Origin of the sequence: Streptococcus sp. FSL R7-0248 (assembly GCF_037967965.1) — a bacterium.
Classification (GTDB): domain Bacteria; phylum Bacillota; class Bacilli; order Lactobacillales; family Streptococcaceae; genus Streptococcus.
Genome location: NZ_CP150201.1, coordinates 1,444,560 through 1,464,863, shown reverse-complemented (window position 1 = coordinate 1,464,863; position 20,304 = coordinate 1,444,560). Strand labels below are relative to the sequence as shown.

Here is a 20,304-nt window from a genome sequence, read left to right as displayed (position 1 = left end):
GAAAGGTACCTTCACTATAACAAGATATTCTCCAGATTGGGTTTCAGATTTTAAAACTTCCCCTTATAATGCATATGCATGGGTGGAGTTTGATAATAAGCCTATTGGTGAAAGCATTAATTTATGAAATTTCAAAAGGTTCTATTCGTCAAAGGAAAACAAAATGATTAATATTACTAATTTAAATAAAACATACGATGACAAAGTTGTATTATCAAATATAACTTTTCAAGCTAATAAAGGTGAAATTACTGGTTTGATCGGACCTAATGGTTCTGGGAAATCAACCCTAATAAAAATACTATTAGGGTTGGAGTCAGCTGATAGTGGAAAGGCAACTATTTTAGGAACAACATATAGTGAGTTAGGAGCTGAGCCAATCTCAATAGTAGGAACTTTTTTAGATAGTTATCAACCTTATCCAAGTAGAACTGGTTATGAGCAATTAAGATGGATTGCACTTTCTTGTGGACTAAGTAAGCAACGTTGTACTGAATGTTTAGAAATTGTTGGATTAAAAGATGTTGGTAAGAAGAAAATCAAAGATTATTCTTTAGGAATGAAGCAAAGATTAGGCTTGGCAACAGCAATACTTGCAGACCCAGATATTTTGATTTTAGACGAACCTATTAATGGGTTGGACCCAGAGGGAATCCGTTGGTTAAGAGAGTTTCTCAAAGACTTTGTGAAACAAGGAAAAACAGTACTATTAACTAGCCATTATATGAGCGAACTTGAATTAACCGTAGATAGAGTTGTAGGTATTTCAAATGGTCATGTTGTTCTAAATGACAAACGTGAGCAAGTATTGAAGCAATATGATAGTTTTGAAAACGCCTATTTTAGCTCTGTACATGAGAGGAGTAGTATAAAATGTTAAGTCAAGTTATAAAGGGGTATTTATATAAATATAGCCATCTAACTTTATTTAAAATGGGATTTTTTATCTTAGTTGTAGTTAGTTTGTTTTTTACCTATCAAAATATTCAAGTCATTAATGCACTACACACTGGTGCTGCCAACTCAGTAAATATTGATCAAAATGTAATTGAGACTCCTTATAGAACGGTGAGAGATGCTATTTTATCATCTCCTTATCAAGCAACCGTGTTATTTTTGCCTATATTGTCAGCATTAATTCTAGCAACTGATTATCAATTTGGTGAGGATGAGTTTTCATCACTAATTTGTGCTAACTGGAAAATAAGGTTGTTTTCACAGATATTTAGTATAATTGTTATTTCAATAATGACGACCTTTACGTTGTTTTTATTAAATGCATTACTTCTAAAATTCATGTTAGTTAGTAAGTTACAAAGTATTCTGTCTATAGGTTTAATGCTTGATGTTATCACTAGACTAGGAGCTTTTACAATTACACTTAATTTACTCTCTCTATTACTTGTAAAAATAACAAAAAGATCAATTCCTTCTTTGATTGTGATAGTTTTATTGTTAGTTTTTTCTTTATCAGGCATACTTAAGGCAATTTCTCCTATTTTAGATAATTTATTACCTTTAATTGGAGCTAAGTCTTTTGCTTTTGGTAGGGTCGAAGCCGGTCAGACAACTCAATTATATGGAGCGATTCTTCTATTATTTGAAACTTTCCTTACTACGATTTGTTTATTTTATTTAGAAAAAATAAAATGGGGGAAGAAGAATGAAAAGCCAATTGCATAGCTTATTATATAAAAAATATAGTTTATTACCTATACAGGTTTATTTATTATTTCAGTTAGTATTTGTTATTATAATAAGTTTATTAAGATATCTAAAATTCGAAGTTAATGAAGATTCTATCACTTTTAACAGTTCTGTTTTATTAACTATAATATCTTTCTCTTTTTTAGGGAATGGAGTTTTAAATGCAAGTGTAGAATTGAGGACACAAAGTTATAAGCAAGTTTACCTGAACAACGGAAGTAGGGTGAAGGCAGCATTATACATATTATTAATAGATCTACTAGAATGTTTAACACAGTCAGTATTAGCAGGTTTAATAGTAATGATGTTTAGTCAGGGTATTCATAGTGAAGTAAATTTTTATTATTACTTGTTTGGTTCAGTTGTATACTTTTTAGCGGGTTACTCTTTTTCCTTTTTATGCGGTAATTCAATGATTGCACTTGCAATTTTGCTATTATTTCCTATACTCGTGTTGCCTTTTATAGATAGGGTTTTACCAATAGCTTCAAGTGTAATAATATATGATTTAGTTTTTCAGCTAATACATACAAACTATTCTATAATGCGTTTTATTGTATTTATAATTTGGCTTTTTGGATTATTCTTTACGAGTTATTGCCTTATTAGAAAGGAATTTTTAAAGTAACCCAAATAAAGATTGTTTTTTTAGATGAGACAACATCGAATTTAGATAGATTGACTGAAAAATAGATACAAGACTTTGGAGCACATATTCTGTTACTTAAAAATGAGCATTATTGAGATTTGGTAGAAACTCAATTTATTGAATTATCAATTATATGCTAATTTTGAAATGTATTTTCGATTTTTAATTATGTTACAATATATTCAAAACGTACGAGGGAAAAAATGGTAAAGTCAAAAATTCTAGTTATTGACGATGATTTAAAAATTTTAAGATTGATTAAGAATATTCTGGAGAAAAACTCCTATGTAGTTGAAACTAGAAATTCTGTCGAAGATATTAACCTATGTGACTTCATAGGATTTGATTTGATTTTACTGGATATAATGATGCCAGTGAGTGGTATTGATATTTGTAGTAGTATCAGAAGTCAGATTCAAACACCCATAATTTTTATAACTGCTAAAAACCTTGAAGAAGATATTGTTGAAGCTATTGGAATAGGTGCAGATGATTTTATTACCAAACCATTCGGTATGAAGGAGTTGGTTGCAAGAGTCAAAATGCATATTAGAAGAGATAAAAGGCTACTTTCTGTCGGAGATACTGAGACTAGTGGTTTACTTCAATTTGATAGGGTAGGAAAGGAATTAATAGTAGACGGTAATAGTATTTCTCTTTCGAGAAGGGAATTCGATTTATTATATTTGTTGTTTACCTATCAAACTAAAATCTTTAGTGTAGAGGAGCTTTATGAATATTTGTACCCTCAAAGTTCAGAAGTTCAGTACCGAAGTATTACAGAGTATATCTATCAGATTCGACAAAAATTGAAACCTTATGGTATTGATCCAATTAAAACTCTTTGGGGTGGGGGATATAAATGGCAAAATCAATAACATTAAAGCAGTTGATAAGAGCAACTTATTTGAAAATTATTTTTCAATTTTTGTTATGTATTTGTTTTTTTTACATTATTCCTACCCTATTTACAGCGGTTGAAGGAATTAATGCTAACAATGTGAATAGCTTTACTATGTTTTTTAGTGTTAGCTCGTGGATTTATCTTTGTGTCATTTTAGTTGTTATAATTGTAAGAAATGTACAAAAACTTCTATATGAAATTCAGAGAGAGATGAAGACAGTATATGAACAAAGCTTATATTCAGACAATAACAAATACTCTAAGCCACTAAGGTTATTTGAATTTATTGAGACAAAAGAACATATTATGAAGATGCAGGATAAAATTCAAAAGATGCTTGAAAAAGAGAAGAAACAAAAGCAAGAGCTAATGTTCAGAGTGTCTTCCGCAGCACATGATTTAAAGACACCTCTAACAATAATTTCAGGTAATGCTGAGTATCTTCAAACATTTGATTTGTCTCCTGAGTTAACTCAATGCTTATTAGATATCGAATCTTCAAGTCAACAACTAGATAATTATTTTAATCAATTTATTCAATATTCAAAAACATTTTATAAAGATAATATCAATAAAGAGCATATTACTTCGGAGCAGCTTGCGTCATGTTTGATTAGAGAATTAACTCCTCTGACAACTGGGACTTGTGTTTTAAATGTATTGAATGAAACCCCATCTGATACTACTATTCATATTGACTTAGTATTATTCTTAAGAGCAATTACTAATCTAGTGAATAATGCAATGTCCTATAGTCAATCAATGATGCCAAAGATAGTTATAAAATTATCTTCTAAGCAAAATAAGATTGTTTTATCGGTTTGGAACGATGGCTCAAGGTTCTCAGCTAATATGATTGATAATGTAGGATCGCTCTTTTACCAAGATAATCAGTCAGGAAACGACTCTCAAAATCACCATTTTGGAATAGGGTTATCTTTTGTAAAAAGAGTCGTAGAACTTCATGATTGGGAACTGAAACTTTCTAATGAAAATAATGGAGCTATGGTTACAATTTATATTTAGTAATATTTTTTAAGTTGAGATATTTAGCTAGTTTATATCTGTTCACTTGTGGTAACATCACTTCTATACTAAAATATAGGAGTACAATCACAAAAGGAGACTGCCATGCTGACAGAATATGAAAAAATGATTGCAGGTGACTTTTATAAACCGAGTGATCCTGAGTTACGTGCTCTAGCAGCTAAATCGAGAGAAAACCAAATGGCCTTTAATGCGGAACATGACCGTCTCAAGAGAGCTGAAATTGTCAAATCTTGGTTTGGTTCGACTGGTGAAAATCTTGCCATGAATCCTCAGTTTGTTACGGATTATGGTGTTAATATTCATCTGGGTGAAAATTTTTATTCTAACTGGAACTTGACTATGCTAGACGTCTGTCCTATCAGGATTGGTGACAATGCCATGATTGGCCCTAATTGTCAGTTTCTAACACCTCTTCATCCGCTTGATCCAACCGAGCGTAATTCAGGCCTTGAATATGGGGCTCCAATTACTATCGGTGATAATTTCTGGGCTGGTGGAGGCGTGACCATCCTTCCTGGCGTTACCCTAGGGGATAATGTAGTAGCTGGGGCAGGCGCTGTTGTGACTAAGTCCTTCGGTGATAATGTGGTTCTAGGTGGAAACCCTGCGCGTGTTATTAAGGAAATTCCTGTAAAGAAAGACTAAATGAAGCAACTCAAGGATTTAAGTCCTTGAGTTTTTCTATTTTTTGAAAGAATCTATTGACTTGAGTTAATAATTCTACTATACTGTTAATCGCTAGTTAGCTAACAATAGAGTTAAGGAGTCATGTTTTGGACCATTTCGGACGCTTGTTGAAGCAAGCCAATAACAATATGATGCGCCACTTTGATCAGTTTGCTAGGCAGTATGATTTGACTGGAAATCAGATGGCCATTATTGATTTTATAACCAATCATGCTAATCATGAGGTATTTCAACGTGACATTGAGCACGAATTTGAGATTCAGCGTTCGACAACGACAGTTCTCTTACAGCGGATGGAGAAAAAAGGCCTTATCGAACGACATACCTCATCGAAAGACGCTAGGCAAAAAGCGGTTGTTTTAACGGATAAGGCAGTAAAAATCGCGTCTGCCTGCCAATCTTATCTTCGAAAAGAAGAGGAAGAGTTAGCCCAGCAATTTTCATCTGAAGAGAGAGAAGTCTTTCTCAAAATCTTACAACACTACCGCAATATTTAAGTTTATATAGGAGGAACAAATACTCAGGTCAGAAGAAAAAATCTCCACCAAGATCCTGTGTGCCATCTTTGCGACAGGAATCCTTTCTTTTTGTGGAGTGGCTGGTGAAACAGCTATGAACATCACCTTTCCTGTATTGATGAAGGCATTTTCGGTTAATACGTCAACAGTACAGTGGGTTACAACCATCTACCTATTAGTCGTTGCTTGCGTGGTGCCCTTATCTGCCTATCTCAAGCGTTCGTTTAAGATGAAAACCATCTTTCTGGTCGCAAACCTTTTGTCTATTTTAGGTGTTCTCATCGACTTTATAGCGCCTAGTTTTAGCTTTGTTGTTTTGGGACGATTGGTTCAAGGGATGGGTGTTGGTTTTGCCCTACCTCTCATGTTTAACATCATTTTGGAGCAGGTGCCAAGTCGTAAGATTGGTCTCATGATGGGAGTTGGGACACTGATTACAGCCGTCGCTCCAGCGATTGGTCCGACTGTTGGTGGACTTCTGACGGCACATTTTGGTTGGCGTTCTATCTTCCTCATTCAGTTTCCTATTCTCTTTGCTTCACTGATTGCAGGGCTTCGCTCGATTGAGCAAAAGAGTGAGGTTAAACGTGAATCTTTAGATATCCTCAGTCTACTTGCTACCATCTTTCTTTTCTTGGGCCTGATTTTAGGTCTTCATGGGGTTGCTGAACATGCCTTCTTCAGCTTCTCAGTCTTAGGTTGGCTTTTGATTGGGATCTTAGGTCTTGTTATTTTGATTTGGCGTTCTACAACATTAGAAAATCCCATCATCAACCTCTCTATTTTGAAAAATCGTAAACTGACAGGTCATATTATCGCTTTCTTTTCTTTCCAATTAGGTTCCCTTGCGATGAGTTTCCTCTTGCCAAACTATGTGCAGTTGGTTAACCACTCTAATACCACTCTTGCAGCCTTGATGCTCCTCCCAGGAGCTATCATTGGTGCAGGATTTGCTCCGTTTTCGGGTATCATTTTAGATAAGATGGGAGCTCGTAAACCAATTCTGATTGGAGCAAGCCTTATCGTTCTTGCTCAGTTGCTATTTAGCTTGTTTGGCCACTCCCTTTCAAATACTTTGATTCTCGCCTTTTACATGATTTTCATGACGGGACTCGGGGTTGCCTTTGGTAATGTCATGACTAATGGACAGAAACAACTATCGCTTGATCAACGAGCCGATGCTAATGCCATCTTTAACACGCTCCAACAATTTGCAGGAGCAGTGGGAACAACACTAGCATCTCTAATTGTTGCTATGAGTCAAGCTAACCACAAGATTGACTTTGCACGAGCAACGGCTCAAGGTAGTCGAAATGGATTTGTGGTCCTATTTGTTTTGGCTATTTTCCAACTCCTTGTCTTAGTTAGTGTTGTTAAAAAGAATGATTAATAACAAGTTTGAAGCAAAGGAAACATGCTTTCCCTTGCTTTTTCTTTCCTTAAATGAAATACTAATCTTACTGCAAATTTTAGTATTACTTTAAGGTTAACGACTTATAATAACCTTAAAGAATAAACCAGTCTTCGATGAAGAGGATAGAAGAAAGGAAAGACCAATGTCTTTACTCAAGAAAATTCGTCCCGAACAACCACTAAAGAATCTGAGGTGGTTTGATATCGGTATTGTTACGCTCATTATGTTTGGACAGTTTACTGTCCGTTCGACTGAAATATATTTGGCAAGTTTGGCTCCGACCGTAGCGACAACAGTTACTGAGACGTCAACAAATACAGCCAGTGAGGGAGCAGGCTATTCAAGTAATTTCACCTTGCAGATTATTCTCCTAACCTTAGTGATTATATATCTCTGGATACGTCATTTTGACTTTAAACAATTACCTATACGCCTAAAGTGGTCTGTTCTCTTTTGGGTACCCTTTATTTTCGCTATCTCAGGCCTATTTGCCGATATGGTTAGCACCTTGTCAGGACAGTATAATTATTTTAGTCCTCAAGTTTTAGCCTATATTAATCCTATGGCTGTTATTGATAAGTTTATGGCTTTGTCACCTATGGCCATTGCTTACGGACTGCTTAACGGTTTCTACGAGGAATTTTTCTTCTTAGGGCTCTTGACCTCAGTAAAGGACAAGTATAAATGGTGGGTCTTGGTCTTTTCAACCATTGTCCGTGTGTCCTTCCATACCTATCAGGGGATACTATGGGCTCTGGTTATCGGTGTGGTCTTTGGTCTACTTTATTATTTCCTTTATAAATACAAGGTCAAAAACTTGCTTCCATTCTTCCTCATGCATGCCTTGGCGGATATGTTTGGCTCGAGTCTAATTTATCTCTTGGTAAACTGGAATTATTAGTAAAACAACTCCCTTCGTTTAAGTACGAGGGGAGTTTCCTTTTATTGTTAGATGTATCTTAATTAGCTTAGTATTATCGCTTTTAATTTAATAGTTCTTGGAAGAAGTTTTCTACCTCAGGATGAAGATTAGTTTCCTTAAGTGTAACTAGTGAAACATAAAGCGACATGCGTTCCTCTTTAACCATTGGGATAGAAATTAAATCTTTGTCTTCCTTTGTTATAGCGATTTCAGAAAGAAGACTGATACCAATTTTTTTACGAAGGAGTTGCTTAAGCAAATTAATATCATCTGTTTGAAAGAATGGTGTTGCAGCATGATGATATTGATTATTCAAATGTTGAAAAGCATTTAGATGAACAAAATGTTCGTCTAAAATAATAAAATTTTCATTTAGAACATCAGAGAAAGCGATAGCTTCCTTATCTGCCAATGAGTGGCCTGAAGGTAGAATATAATAAAGATCACTTGTCATAAGAGTTTTAACTGAAAATCGTTTATCGATAATCGGTTCTAAGCTTCCAATAAAACTGGCATCTAGTTCTCCCTTAGACAAGAGGTCTAGAAGTTCAATAGAACCTTCTTGTATAGGGTGAATGTTTCGAAGTGCTGAGACATTTTCAATAAAAGCAGGCTCTTTACGAACAAGATAGTCAATAATAAGAGGCGGAAACCCAATTGTATCATAGGGAGAAATGCTTCGAAGTATTTCTTTTTGGGCACCTTGTATTTCTGGAAGAGCTTTCTTTACATGTCGTAGCAATATATCACCTTGTGGAGTTAGCTTAAATGTCCTATGTGAAGGATCATGCACAAGTAATTGACAATGAAACTCCTTTTCTAAACGTTTAATGGCATAAGAAATAGATGGTTGACTCACCCCGTTTTTTCGAGCTACTGCAGTGAAAGATTGCAGGTTGCTTAGGTCATAAAAATAGTATAAGTCTTTAAGATTCATAAAATCACACTTTCAAAAAATTGTTAAAAAGAGTTACATAGACAAGGCTAGATGAGACGATAAGTAAATATTATCCGTAGTGATGTGTTTGACTATAACTTTTTTATTGAGTTAGAATATGATGATGAGTCAGGAGATGATTATAGGTTATCAAGAATATCTTCAAAAATAGCTAGGATTTTCTCCCTTTTATCAACAGGAACTTGTTTCAGCTTCATGTTAACTCTTTTCAATGAGAGATTATCGGTTTGGTCAGTGGTGGGCTCGAGGCTATTGAAATTGAAAAAGTCCTCTGGTGTCAAGTTTAAGGCGACAATCACTTTTTCTAGACTGTGAATGGTAAGATTCACATTTTGGTTTTCTAATTGATTGATATACTTGAGTCCGAGTCCTGCCTGTTCCGAAAGTTCCTCCTGGCTCATTTTGTTTTGTTTACGAAAATATTTCACTTTTTGTGAAATATATTTTTGTAGATAATTATTAGTTGTCATATAAACAGAATACAAGTTTTAAATGACAAAAATAACTTTTTAAACAATACAAAGTATACTATAAAATCCATATTGTTGTTTATTAGTTCAATATGCTAGTACTCTATTAGTACCATCACAATTGTTGCTACTATACAGCCTGTAAAACAAATGTGTTATAAGGTTAGGCACAGATAAAGTGGTTGTCCATTTGTATCTGGAGGAAAGATGATAACTGGTTGTATAGTTGATTCTGTCATAATTCTTTTTGCCCATTATAACATAAAAGAAATGAGTGGACACTATAAAGCACATTGTTCTTTAAAACGACTATTTTAAGTAGTATAATATAAGTAAAAAGGAGGTTGCACTATGACTGCACATGATATTTTAAACAACCCTTTCCTTAATAAGGGAACTGCCTTTACCTTAGAGGAGCGAAAGGAACTAGGTCTTATTGGTTTACTGCCACCGTATGTTCAAACGATTGAAGAACAAGCGACGCAAACTTATGCGCAAATGCAAACAAAAGCCAATGATTTGGAAAAGCGTCTTTTCCTAATGGAAATTTTTAACACCAACCGAACTCTTTTCTATTACCTCTTTTCTCAACATTTGGAGGAATTCAATCCAATTGTATACGATCCAACCATTGCAGATACCATTGAAGGCTATAGTGACCTCTTTGTAGATCCCCAATATGCGGGATATCTTGATATCAATCATCCTGAAAATATTGAAGCCACTTTGAAAAATGCTGCTGGGGATCGCGAGATTCGTCTCATTGTTGTAACAGATGCAGAAGGAATCCTTGGAATCGGTGACTGGGGAACAAATGGTGTCGACATTTCTGTTGGGAAATTGATGGTCTATACGGGTGCTGCTGGAATCGATCCTTCTATGGTCCTTCCTTTAGTTATTGATGCAGGGACTAACCGTGAAGAACTTCGTAACAATCCTAATTACTTAGGGAATCGTCATGAACGGGTTCGTGGAGATCGTTACTACGACTTCATTGACCAATTTGTTCAAACAGCAGAACGTCTCTTTCCTAAACTCTACCTTCACTGGGAAGACTTCGGTCGCTTGAATGCTGCTAATATTCTTGAAAAATACCGGAAACAAATTCCAACTTTTAATGATGATATTCAAGGTACAGGAATCGTTACCCTAGGTGGTATCTTTGGTTCACTGGATATTAGTGGTGAAAAATTAACAGATCAAGTTTATCTCTGCTATGGTGGTGGTACTGCGGGTGCAGGAATTGCCTCTCGTGTTCTTCGTGAAATGGTGAGTGAAGGTCTTTCTGAAGAAGAAGCCTATAAACGTTTCTTTATGGTTGATAAACAAGGTCTTCTCTTTGATGACATGGATGACCTAACCCCTGAACAAAAACCGTTTGCTAAGAAACGTGCTGACTTTAGTAATGCAGACAAGTTGACTGACCTGCTTGAAGTAGTGAAGACTGTGAAGCCAACCATTCTTGTAGGAACTTCAACTCAACCTAATACCTTCACTAAAGAAATAGTAGAAGCTATGTGTGAAAACACAGAACGTCCGATGATTTTCCCTTTGTCAAATCCAACCAAACTAGCAGAAGCTAGTGCCAAAGATTTGATTGAATGGTCAGATGGCAAAGCTTTTGTCGCAACAGGAATTCCTGCTGATACGGTTTCTTATAAAGGTGTCGACTATGTGATTGGTCAAGCCAATAATGCCTTGATTTACCCAGGTCTTGGTCTAGGTATGCTGGCTTCTGAAGCAAGTCTTTTGACTGATGAAATGATTGGAGCAGCGGCTCATTCATTGAGTGGTATTGTCAATCCAGGCCAACCAGGAGCTCCTGTCTTGCCACCATTCAAGTATGTAGCAGATGTTTCTATTAAAGTAGCAGAAGCAGTCGCTAAAAAAGCACAAGAGCAAGGTCTTGCGCATGCTAAGGAAACAGATATGGCCAAAGCAGTTCGTGATTTGAAGTGGTATCCAGAGTATAAATAATTCACTGCTGCTGCCTATCCTTCGCTAGCGACAGATTTGTATGGGCTGTGGACTTAAGTAATTTAGAAAGGATACCTATGTCACTCTTTTTAACCTCGATTACGAGTATTATTCCGATTATCGCTATCATTGTTTTGGGGTATATTCTTCAGGTGAAGGGATGGTTTGGAGATGCCTTTGGATCTAACCTATCCCGTTTGATCATGAATGTAGCCTTGCCAGCGTCAATCTTTGTGTCGGTGATGAAATACCTGACACTAGATAAGCTAATCAGTCTTTCTGGAGGTCTTCTTTATACATTTGTGGCCTTTATCTTGGGATATAGCGTAGCTTATATTGCAGTTGTGCTTTTCAAGGTTCGTCCAGGACGGCGAGGAACCATGATTAATACCTTTGTGAATGCCAACACTATTTTTATTGGTTTACCTTTAAACGTTGCTCTTTTTGGGGATCAGGCTCTTCCTTATTTCTTAATTTACTATATCACCAACACGATTTCCACCTGGACATTGGGCGTGTATTTGATGACGAGCGATAGTAAATCGGGTCAAAGCAAGAAGACAAGTAAATTTGACTGGAAGAAATTGCTACCAGCTCCGCTTGTAGGTTTTCTTATGGCTCTGCTATTTTTGATTCTTCGAATCTCTATTCCAGATTTCGCAACGAATACCTTAACCTATGTTGGAAATATCGTCACTCCCCTATCTCTGATTTATATTGGTATCGTTCTTGCAAAGGCAGGCTTGAAAACGATTACTTTTGATAAAGATACAATTGTCACTTTAGTTGGACGCTTTATCCTAGCTCCTCTAATCATGCTTCTTGTATTGAAGTTCTTTGCACCAAATATGGCGACAGTAGAATTTAAGACCTTTATGATTCAGTCCGCTACACCAGCTTTGGCTGTTCTCCCGATCCTTGCTAATCAGGGAAAAGGAGATGTGGAATTCTCTACGAATGTAGTGACTCTAAGTACGGTTCTATTTATCGTTGTTATTCCAATATTACAAACCTTGTTAGGATAAGAGGAAGAGATTGTGAGAACAATTTTGAATGGCGTGAAAAAATGGCAGAGACTAATCAAACTTGTGCTATTTTTATCTATTGCTAGTCTGGTTATTGTAGAGATAATCAGACTTTTTAAGACCATTTCGTTTGATAAGATTGGAGCAATCTTTGGAGAACTCTCTCCAATAAAAGTCATTAGTTTAGCTTTGCTTGGTTTTATGGCTGTTGCACCTATGGTATTCTATGATAAAATCTTAAATAAAGAGCTTAATCAGAAACAAAAATTATCTTACTTACTAGAGACAAGTTGGACTATTAATAGCTTGAATAATATGATTGGCTTCGCCGGTTTGGTGGATGTTGGTTTACGATATTCTTTCTATGGTGATGAGGAACGACCTGAAAAAAGTATGCAGGGAATTTCTCGTGTCATACCTTATTTTATGAGTGGTTTCTCACTGTTTGCACTGTTAAGTTTAGTTTTTATAATTATATTTCCTATTTCAAAAGGGGTTAAAAAGTATTGGCCAGCTCTTTTAGGAGCCAGTCTATATCTTCCAATTGTTTTATTGGTTTCAAACAGAAAAAAATGGGCCCATTTTAGTCAACTGAGTGGAAGGACAATTAAATCTTTAGTATTTGCTTCTGGCCTTGATTGAGCTAGCGTATTAAGTTTTTTTCTTTTGGTTGGGTATGCTTTTGGCTATAATTTACCAATTTATGATATAATCCCCTTCAAGGGATTTAGTTCTGTGTAAAACGGAGCTAAATCCTTTTTATATAGTAAAATCAATACCATTAGGAATTGATTTGATTTTTATTAAAAATATGAGATAATAGACTCGGACTAAGTTTAAACAGCAATTTTAGAGGGAGACAATTATGTCAAAACGACTATTATCGGATGAGCCGAATACCCCCAAATCCCTTAAGGAGCTTTTCTGGGAAAATGCGGAAAAAGCTCGTATGGGGGAATTTTGGAAAGACAAGAAGAGTTACAAAGAGCTTTCAGAAGCTACGGGGATTCCGTCAGGAAACCTTCGAATGCTTTTCATGAACAAGCCTAAGGGAAATATTCCAAAGATTGTAACCATTACTAACGGTCTGGCCAAGGTGACTGGGAAAAACATTACACTTGGGAAGCTCTTAGCTCGAGATAATCAGCATGAGGGTTTTGAGTTTCCAAGAAATCCTGATCAGGTCACCCAGAACTTGTGGCACAACATTCGCAAGAAGTTGGAAATCACGGAAGATATGGCTGAGGGGGAAGTCAGAGAACGCATGACAGCCTTTGTAGTCTCATCTGGTATGGCTCAAACCAACTATAATCTGATCAATCAAACAGGAACGGTATCGCTTGATACTTTGGAAAAATTTTCTAAAAGGCTTAGAGTCGAGCCTTATGAATTATTAGCTACCATAAGACGAAGGGAGATTGTTGATAAGGTTGAAGGTCCTATTCCTAAGGGAAATGACAGCGACTCTCACATTGATATTGGCAAGCTTAATACTTTCATTAAATCACAACCTTACTCGCCCAATGGTCAAGAGGTGGCATCTGCAGACTTAAGCCCACAGAATCTCTATCATTATTATGCCAAGGGAAATGTCGGAGATATGCCCATAAAAACAGCCTATAAGTTTAAAAGACTAGTGGATATTTATGAAGCAGAATATGGTATTCTTGAACCTTCAAGCAGAGTTTTAGATGTCAAGGAATTGGAAAAATTCCTTTATAGTGGCATGATCACCGGCTATGCCATTTCTAAGACAGGGTTGATGAATGCGACCAATGGAAATCTCTATATCAAGGGCAAACGTCCTATCGAATCTATGCAACTGGATCGGGCCTTCGGTCTCTATAAACACTTAAAAAGACTGAAAAAGGACCAATAAATTCTTTACCTAACAAAAAGCCCAAATCAATAGTTTGATTTGGACTTTTTGTTTGTCGTTTATCTGTATGACGAATGAGAATAATTTTAGTCGATTTGCGGACTTATTTTACAATTGCTTCACACGTCCATTTTCATCAAAATGATAAGTCACACCATTGATGGTACGAGTTTGGTTGGTGACGAGCTCACCAGAGTTGTCATCGTAGTAACGAGTTCCCTTGTAGTCTGTAACGAAATCGCCCTTCACTTGTTTACCTTCATAATCGAAGTAGAGGTGTTGACCATTGATGACTTGATCAAAGAGGAGGGCCTTACCATCCTTACCGAAGTAGTACCAGTTGCCCTTCCAATTAACGAATTGGTTAGTTACCGCAGCACCTGTTTCAGCATCGAAGTAGTAGTAACTGTGGATTTTAGGTTCGATGATAGTACTACTAGATGTCCGAGGATATCTAGTAGACTCTTTTTGCTCAGGACTAAGCACTTTATCTTTTGCGAGATAACCAGTAACTAAGCTTGTAGACTCTGTATTATCGAGATAATAGAGTTTCCCATCGATTTCTTGAAGACCGAGAAGTTTATTACCATTTTCATCAGTATAGTACCAATCGCCACCTACTTGATGGAATCCTTTTTCTCTGACTGCTGCTCCAGTAACCTCATCGTAGAAAGGTCCTGAACCGGAAGGCCCAAAAGTTCCTTGACGGGCTTGTCCATTTTCATAGAACGAATAGATTACACCATTAATGGTATGAGAACCAGAAAGTGGTTTACCATCTTTATCATAATAGAAGAGCCCATTATCAGCACGAACAAATTGGTTCCGTGGGACTTCCTTCTGTTCACCGGTATCCTTATCATAGTAGTGGCCATTTTTAACTTCGTTTTTGAATTGTGTTCCGAGGTGGTCGTCAAAGTAGACAGGGACACCATCAATGGTATGAGCACCTTTTAGAATATTGCCTTGCTTATCTGCATAGAACCACTTACCTCGAGTTGTAAAGTAACGCCCCTTAACAAGTTCACCAGTATTCTTGTCATAATACTTAACTGGGATACCAAAGACAACAAAGCTATCATAGAGAACATTAATACCATCTTTATCTACAAAGCCATCTTTAGCTTGTGTTCCAAATATTCTATCAAAATGTACCTGAACACCATTGATGACATGGTCACCTTTAAGGATTTTGCCATTTGAACCGACATAATACCACTGGTTATTAATATTATGGAAACGATTCTTTTCAAGTGTGATTCTCGCACCAGAGTCTTTATCATAGTAGTAACCGTCGTCTCCAAAATCGCCTTTAACTTGTCGGCCATAATAAGAATCAAAGTAGACAGGGACATTATTTATGGTTTGTGAACCTTTTAATGGTTTGCCCTCAGCATCCACATAGTACCAATATTTATCTATATTGACATAACGGTTGGTTACAAGTGCACCAGTTGAGGCATCGTAGTATTTACCATTACCTCCGAAGCCACCTTTCACTTGGGCACCGGTCTTTTTATCGAAGTAGTACTCTTTACCATCAATACGAGTAGCACCCTTCATGGCTACACCTTTTGCGCCAACGAAGTAGCTCTTATCGTTGACTGTTACGAATCGGTTGCTTACTAGCTTACCAGTGTGTTCATCATAATAGCGGTTATCCTTGTCAAAATTCCCTTTAATTTGAACACCATTTTCATCGAAATAGAGCTGAGCCCCATTAATGATATGGCTGCCCTTTATAATTTGTCCTCTATCATTGAGATAGTACCATTTTCCTTTGATTTCAACAAAACGATTGGTTCCTAAATTAACGAAAACACCATCCTGATCGTAAAAGTGTCCATTAGGAGCAAAGCGATCAATGATTTGAGTCCCAAATTTATCGTCAAAGTAGGATGATCGACGATTAATTCGATACTCACCATACACAGGATTTCCATCTTCATCTAGATAGTAACGTTCATATTGTTTCGTATCGTTGCTGTAGGCCACGATAAATTGATTTTTGAGAAGAGCACCAGAATCTTTATCATAGAAATTTAGTTTTTTAGCATCATTAGGGTCTTTAGCAAAAACGCCTTTAGCTTGAATGCCATTTTCTTTATCGAAATAGACTTGAACCCCATCTATGGTTTGTGGTCCAGTCAGATCCTTACCATTGGCATCTCTGTAATGCCATTTGCCGTTTTGGTCGCTGTAATATTGACCGCCTGTAACGTTTAAGTCCTCATTGATAACAGGAGTTGTCGCAGTTGTTTCACTAGTGGTACTGTCTCTTGTTGAAGCTGTGTGTGCTTCAACGTTGGCTGTTTCAGTAGGTGATTGACTTTCATTAGTGCTTGCTGAAGCCCTTTCTCTAGCGTTTTCCGAACTTGCTAACTCTGGAGCAACTGTTGAACTTTCAGCAGAAGCAGTTGCCTCAATTCCCTTTGTTTCAACTAAATCTGCTGTTGTTTCAAGATTGGCAGTAACACTTGCTGTCGTGTCATTCTTGAGTGTTTCACTAGCAGTTACTTCATCCGCAAAAGCAGCTCCGGCAATAAGTGCAAAACTAGCAAGAGCAGATGCACATGAAAACGCAATCAGATACTTTTTAGATGCGTGTTTTTTGGCCTTATCATTTTTTTCCATAATAAATACCCCCTTTTAATTTATATTATAAGACAATAAGAAAGCCTTTTCAAGATTAAAATGAAAAGGCTTTCTTATAATGTGAAAAGGAGTAGACAAAAAAGAAAAGTATGCTTTTCTTTGAATATTAAGTGAGATGTTGCCAGTTCTTACTAAATCCAGGATTCATAAAAAACAAAAAAATCCAGGACCTGAGCCCTGAATTTAGGAGATTATGAAAAAGAAAAGTTTTAGGATAGTTATAGTATATAAATCAAATCCTAAAGTTTGCTTAAAGTAGACAAAAATTATTTTCTTGGATTTTTAAAAGGAAGTTGAAATTAATCAACTTCCTTAGTATAGATGTCTTATAAGAATAATTTTAGTCGATTTCCTGACTTATCTTACAATTGATTTGTACGTCCATTTTCATCAAAGTGATAAGTCACACCATTGATGGTACGTGTTTGGTTGGTGACGAGCTCACCAGAGTTTTCATCATAGTAATGAGTTCCCTTGTAGTCTGTAACGAAATTACCCTTCACTTGTTTACCTTCATAATTAAAGTAAAGGTGTTGACCATTGATGACTTGATCAAAGAGAAGGGCCTTACCATCGTTACCAAAGTAGTACCAGTTGCCCTTCCAATTAACGAATTGATTAGTTACAGCAGCACCTGTTTCAGCGTCAAAGTAGTAAGTTGGGTTGTCTTCTGCTCTATTTGGGAAGGAAATATAAAAGTAAGGTCTAGCTAATTGTCCACGAACTTGTTCGTGCGTTTCGTATTTGTTCATTGGATTGTTAGAGAAGAAATAAAGCTTACCATCAATTTCTTTAAGTCCCCTTGCCTTAGTACCATTAGCATCAATATAGTACCAGTCCTTACCAACTTGAAGGAATCCAGTTTTATTTACAGCAGCCCCTGTTTCTTTATCGTGATAAGGAAAGGACCCATAGATTTCGAAAGAATCTCGAAGAATTTCACCATTATTTAGTATGTAATAATCCTTACCATCAATGGTTTTATTTCCTTTTTGACCTTTGCTATCAAAGTAGTACAACTTATCTCCTACCTTAACAAATTGATCACGAGGAACATCTTGGCGAACTCCAGAATCTTTATCATAGAAATAGCCATCAGCGATAATACCTTTAGCTTGAACTCCATAATCATCAAAATAAACGTGTACCCCATCAATGGTTTGTGAGCCTTTAAGGATATTTCCTTCCACATCTGCATAGTACCATTTACCATCATGGCTGAAGTATTGACCTTTTACAAGAGCGCCGGAATCTTTATCGTAGAACTTACTAGGTTTATTGTATGCATTGTATTTTTTTTTGTTTATTAGTCGTCCATTCGAATCAATGAAGCCGCCTTTAGTCTGTATACCGTCATATGGATCAAAATGAACTTTTACCGCGTCAATAGTTTGTTCGCCCTTGAGAATTTTACCCTCATCATTGACGTAGTACCAATTATCATTAACCTGGACGTAGCGGTTTGTTCCTAAATCTACTTTGGCCCCAGAATCTTTGTCATAGAAGTATCCATCATTACTAAAGACACCTTTAGCTTGCTTACCACTATAAGAATCAAAGTATACAGGAATATTGTTAATGGTTTGAGAACCTTTAAGCCGTTTACCGTCATTACCTACGTAGTACCAGTCTTTGTCGACTTGGACATAACTATTGGTTACGAGAGCACCAGTGATTCCATCATAATATTTATCGTTAGTTGCGAAATTTCCTTTGACTTGGGCTCCAGTTTTCTCATCAAAGAAGTATTCAATGTTGTCAATGACTGTTGCCCCTTTGATGGCTTTGCTATCGGCTCCAATAAAGTAGGTTTTGTCTTTAACTGTTACGAAACGATTAGTAACTAGATTTCCAGAGTCTTTATCGTGAAACTGCATTTTATAGTCAAAGTCTCCCTTAACTTGGATACCGTTGTAGCCAAAGTAGACGTGAGCACCATCAATAGTTTGTGCATATTTGAGAATAGCACCATCCTTACCCACATAATACCAGTTACCTTTGATTTGAACATAACGGTTGGTACCTAGGTCAACTCGGTTACCATCCTGATCATAGAAGTAGCCATCGTCACCAAAATTGTCGAAGACTTGTTTTCCGTTAAATTCAAAGTAGACTTGTTTACCATCTATTATTTTAGAACCTCTTACACGAGAACCCTGATTATCCACATAGTAACGTTCATTTTGGCGGGTATAGTTATCGTAGGCAATAACGTAGTTATTAGTAATTAATGCACCCGAATCTTTATCGTAATAGTGTTCAGTATTGTCAGTATCATCTTTAACAAAATACCCTTTAACTTGAATACCATTTTGATAGAAGTAAACCTTAACGCCATCAATGGTTTGTGGTCCCTTTAAAATAGCACCATCATTTCCAGCATAGTACCATTCCCCGTTTAATTCGAAATAGCGGTTTGTTCCGAAATCCACTTGCTTACCGTCCTTGTCATAATAACGGTCATCAGGAGCAAAATTGTTTGTAATTAGTTCCCCGTGTTTATCAAAATAATTCCATGCTCCATTAATTTCTTTGGGTCCGATTACTTTATTACCATTTTCATCAACGTAATAGGTTCTACCATATTCTTTAACGAATTTATTAGTAACAAGAGCACCAGAGTTTTTGTCATAATAGTGATTGTCCCAGCCAAAGTTCCCTTTAACCTGAACACCGCCTGGAGTGAAGTAGACCTTAACGCCATCAATAGTTTGTGGTCCAGTCAGGTCTTTACCACTAGCATCTTTGTAATGCCAGTAGCCATTCTTATCACTGTAGTATTGACCACCGGTGACATTTGTTTCACCGTTTGAAGTTTTGTTAGCTGTTGCTGTCTCACTGGCAGCTCGGTCTGTAGTTACAGTTTCGCGTGTTTGGCCTGAGGCTGATTCTGCAGGTGATTGACTTTCACTTGCAGTTATTGAAGCTGTTTCACTGGCAGTTTCAGAGCTTGCAGCAGAAGTTGTGGCTTGTTCTGAGACATTTGTAGTGCTTTCAGTGCTGGCTGCCTTTTCGGTAGTAGCAGGAGCTTCGACAACTTTAGTTTCTACGAGGTCTGCTGTGGTTTCCACATTGGTTGTGGTAGCAGTAGTTGCATCAAGGTTTGATGTGTTGTCAGCTTTAGCTTCCTCAGCGAGGGCAGGTCTTGCGATAAAGGCAAAACTTGCAAGAGCAGTTGCACATGAGAATGCAATCAGACGTTTTGTGGACTTTTGTCCGGTAAAATTAGAATGTACTTTCATAATTTTTCCTCCATTTCCTAAGTCCTATTATAGCGCTATTTTAGAGACTTTCAAGAAAATATAAGAAATTTAGACAAAAATAAGAAAACGATTACATTTAAAAGTGTCTAACAAGGTAAAATTCACAATTTTTGCAGTCCTTGTAACTTAAAAAACAAAAAAATCCAGGACCTATGCCCTGGATTTTAGGAGATTATGAAAAAGAAAAGTTTTAGGATAGTTGTAGTATACAAAGCGATTCCTAAAG

Annotated in this window: 17 protein-coding genes; 13 read left to right on the top strand and 4 right to left on the bottom strand. The window is 36.5% G+C overall.

What is annotated here, in order from left to right; genetic code table 11:
• Positions 1-163 precede the first annotated feature (163 nt).
• The 9 genes from NYE32_RS06850 to NYE32_RS06810 all read left to right on the top strand — a co-directional run bounded on the left by NYE32_RS06850 (position 164) and on the right by NYE32_RS06810 (position 7,830).
• The gene (locus NYE32_RS06850) at positions 164-880 is read left to right on the top strand and encodes an ATP-binding cassette domain-containing protein (protein ID WP_037600663.1); all 717 of its coding nucleotides are present in this window, start codon (positions 164-166) and stop codon (positions 878-880) included.
• Positions 874-1,683, top strand: a complete 810-nt coding sequence (locus NYE32_RS06845; RefSeq protein WP_037600665.1) for a hypothetical protein — start codon at positions 874-876, stop codon at positions 1,681-1,683. The genes NYE32_RS06850 and NYE32_RS06845 overlap by 7 nt, the downstream gene beginning before the upstream one ends.
• On the top strand, positions 1,664-2,335 hold the full coding sequence (locus NYE32_RS06840) for a hypothetical protein (RefSeq protein WP_002891342.1): 672 nt from the start codon (positions 1,664-1,666) through the stop codon (positions 2,333-2,335). Before NYE32_RS06845 ends, NYE32_RS06840 begins: the two co-directional genes overlap by 20 nt.
• Positions 2,336-2,559: 224 nt before the next feature.
• Positions 2,560-3,234: a response regulator transcription factor gene (locus NYE32_RS06835; protein ID WP_145517557.1), complete on the top strand. Its 675-nt coding sequence runs from the start codon at positions 2,560-2,562 to the stop codon at positions 3,232-3,234.
• On the top strand, positions 3,219-4,286 hold the full coding sequence (locus NYE32_RS06830; protein ID WP_155198589.1) for a HAMP domain-containing sensor histidine kinase: 1,068 nt from the start codon (positions 3,219-3,221) through the stop codon (positions 4,284-4,286). Before NYE32_RS06835 ends, NYE32_RS06830 begins: the two co-directional genes overlap by 16 nt.
• 105 nt (positions 4,287-4,391) lie before the next feature.
• Positions 4,392-4,955, top strand: a complete 564-nt coding sequence (locus tag NYE32_RS06825) for a sugar O-acetyltransferase (RefSeq protein WP_155198590.1) — start codon at positions 4,392-4,394, stop codon at positions 4,953-4,955.
• A 128-nt stretch (positions 4,956-5,083) separates the two neighbouring features.
• Positions 5,084-5,494: a MarR family winged helix-turn-helix transcriptional regulator gene (locus tag NYE32_RS06820; protein ID WP_155198591.1), complete on the top strand. Its 411-nt coding sequence runs from the start codon at positions 5,084-5,086 to the stop codon at positions 5,492-5,494.
• Between the two features lie 19 nt (positions 5,495-5,513).
• Complete coding sequence (locus NYE32_RS06815; RefSeq protein WP_173018072.1) at positions 5,514-6,905, top strand: MFS transporter; 1,392 nt, start codon at positions 5,514-5,516, stop codon at positions 6,903-6,905.
• 166 nt (positions 6,906-7,071) lie between these two features.
• Complete coding sequence (locus NYE32_RS06810) at positions 7,072-7,830, top strand: CPBP family intramembrane glutamic endopeptidase (protein WP_155198593.1); 759 nt, start codon at positions 7,072-7,074, stop codon at positions 7,828-7,830.
• Between the two features lie 82 nt (positions 7,831-7,912).
• On the opposite strand, the gene NYE32_RS06805 is transcribed toward NYE32_RS06810, so the two are convergent.
• Both NYE32_RS06805 and NYE32_RS06800 read right to left on the bottom strand, forming a co-directional pair.
• Complete coding sequence (locus NYE32_RS06805) at positions 7,913-8,788, bottom strand: LysR family transcriptional regulator (RefSeq protein WP_070655973.1); 876 nt, start codon at positions 8,786-8,788, stop codon at positions 7,913-7,915.
• A 140-nt stretch (positions 8,789-8,928) separates the two neighbouring features.
• Positions 8,929-9,279, bottom strand: a complete 351-nt coding sequence (locus NYE32_RS06800; protein WP_037598004.1) for a helix-turn-helix transcriptional regulator — start codon at positions 9,277-9,279, stop codon at positions 8,929-8,931.
• Positions 9,280-9,630: 351 nt separating this feature from the next.
• Here NYE32_RS06800 and NYE32_RS06795 point away from each other — a divergent pair, with 351 nt between their 5' ends.
• From NYE32_RS06795 to NYE32_RS06780, 4 genes are all read left to right on the top strand, one after another.
• On the top strand, positions 9,631-11,256 hold the full coding sequence (locus NYE32_RS06795) for a malolactic enzyme (protein ID WP_155198594.1): 1,626 nt from the start codon (positions 9,631-9,633) through the stop codon (positions 11,254-11,256).
• Between the two features lie 77 nt (positions 11,257-11,333).
• Positions 11,334-12,281: an AEC family transporter gene (locus NYE32_RS06790; protein ID WP_155198595.1), complete on the top strand. Its 948-nt coding sequence runs from the start codon at positions 11,334-11,336 to the stop codon at positions 12,279-12,281.
• Between the two features lie 12 nt (positions 12,282-12,293).
• A complete protein-coding gene (locus tag NYE32_RS06785; RefSeq protein ID WP_241672409.1) occupies positions 12,294-12,923 on the top strand; it encodes a hypothetical protein in 630 nt (209 codons plus the stop codon).
• A 223-nt stretch (positions 12,924-13,146) separates the two neighbouring features.
• Complete coding sequence (locus tag NYE32_RS06780; protein ID WP_155198596.1) at positions 13,147-14,160, top strand: hypothetical protein; 1,014 nt, start codon at positions 13,147-13,149, stop codon at positions 14,158-14,160.
• Positions 14,161-14,268: 108 nt separating this feature from the next.
• On the opposite strand, the gene NYE32_RS06775 is transcribed toward NYE32_RS06780, so the two are convergent.
• A complete protein-coding gene (locus NYE32_RS06775; protein WP_155198597.1) occupies positions 14,269-16,794 on the bottom strand; it encodes a glucosyl transferase in 2,526 nt (841 codons plus the stop codon).
• 383 nt (positions 16,795-17,177) lie between these two features.
• Positions 17,178-20,057 carry a glucosyl transferase gene (locus NYE32_RS06770; protein ID WP_156685311.1) on the bottom strand — a complete coding sequence of 960 codons (2,880 nt, stop codon included), beginning with the start codon at positions 20,055-20,057 and terminating at the stop codon, positions 17,178-17,180.
• Positions 20,058-20,304: the final 247 nt, after the last annotated feature.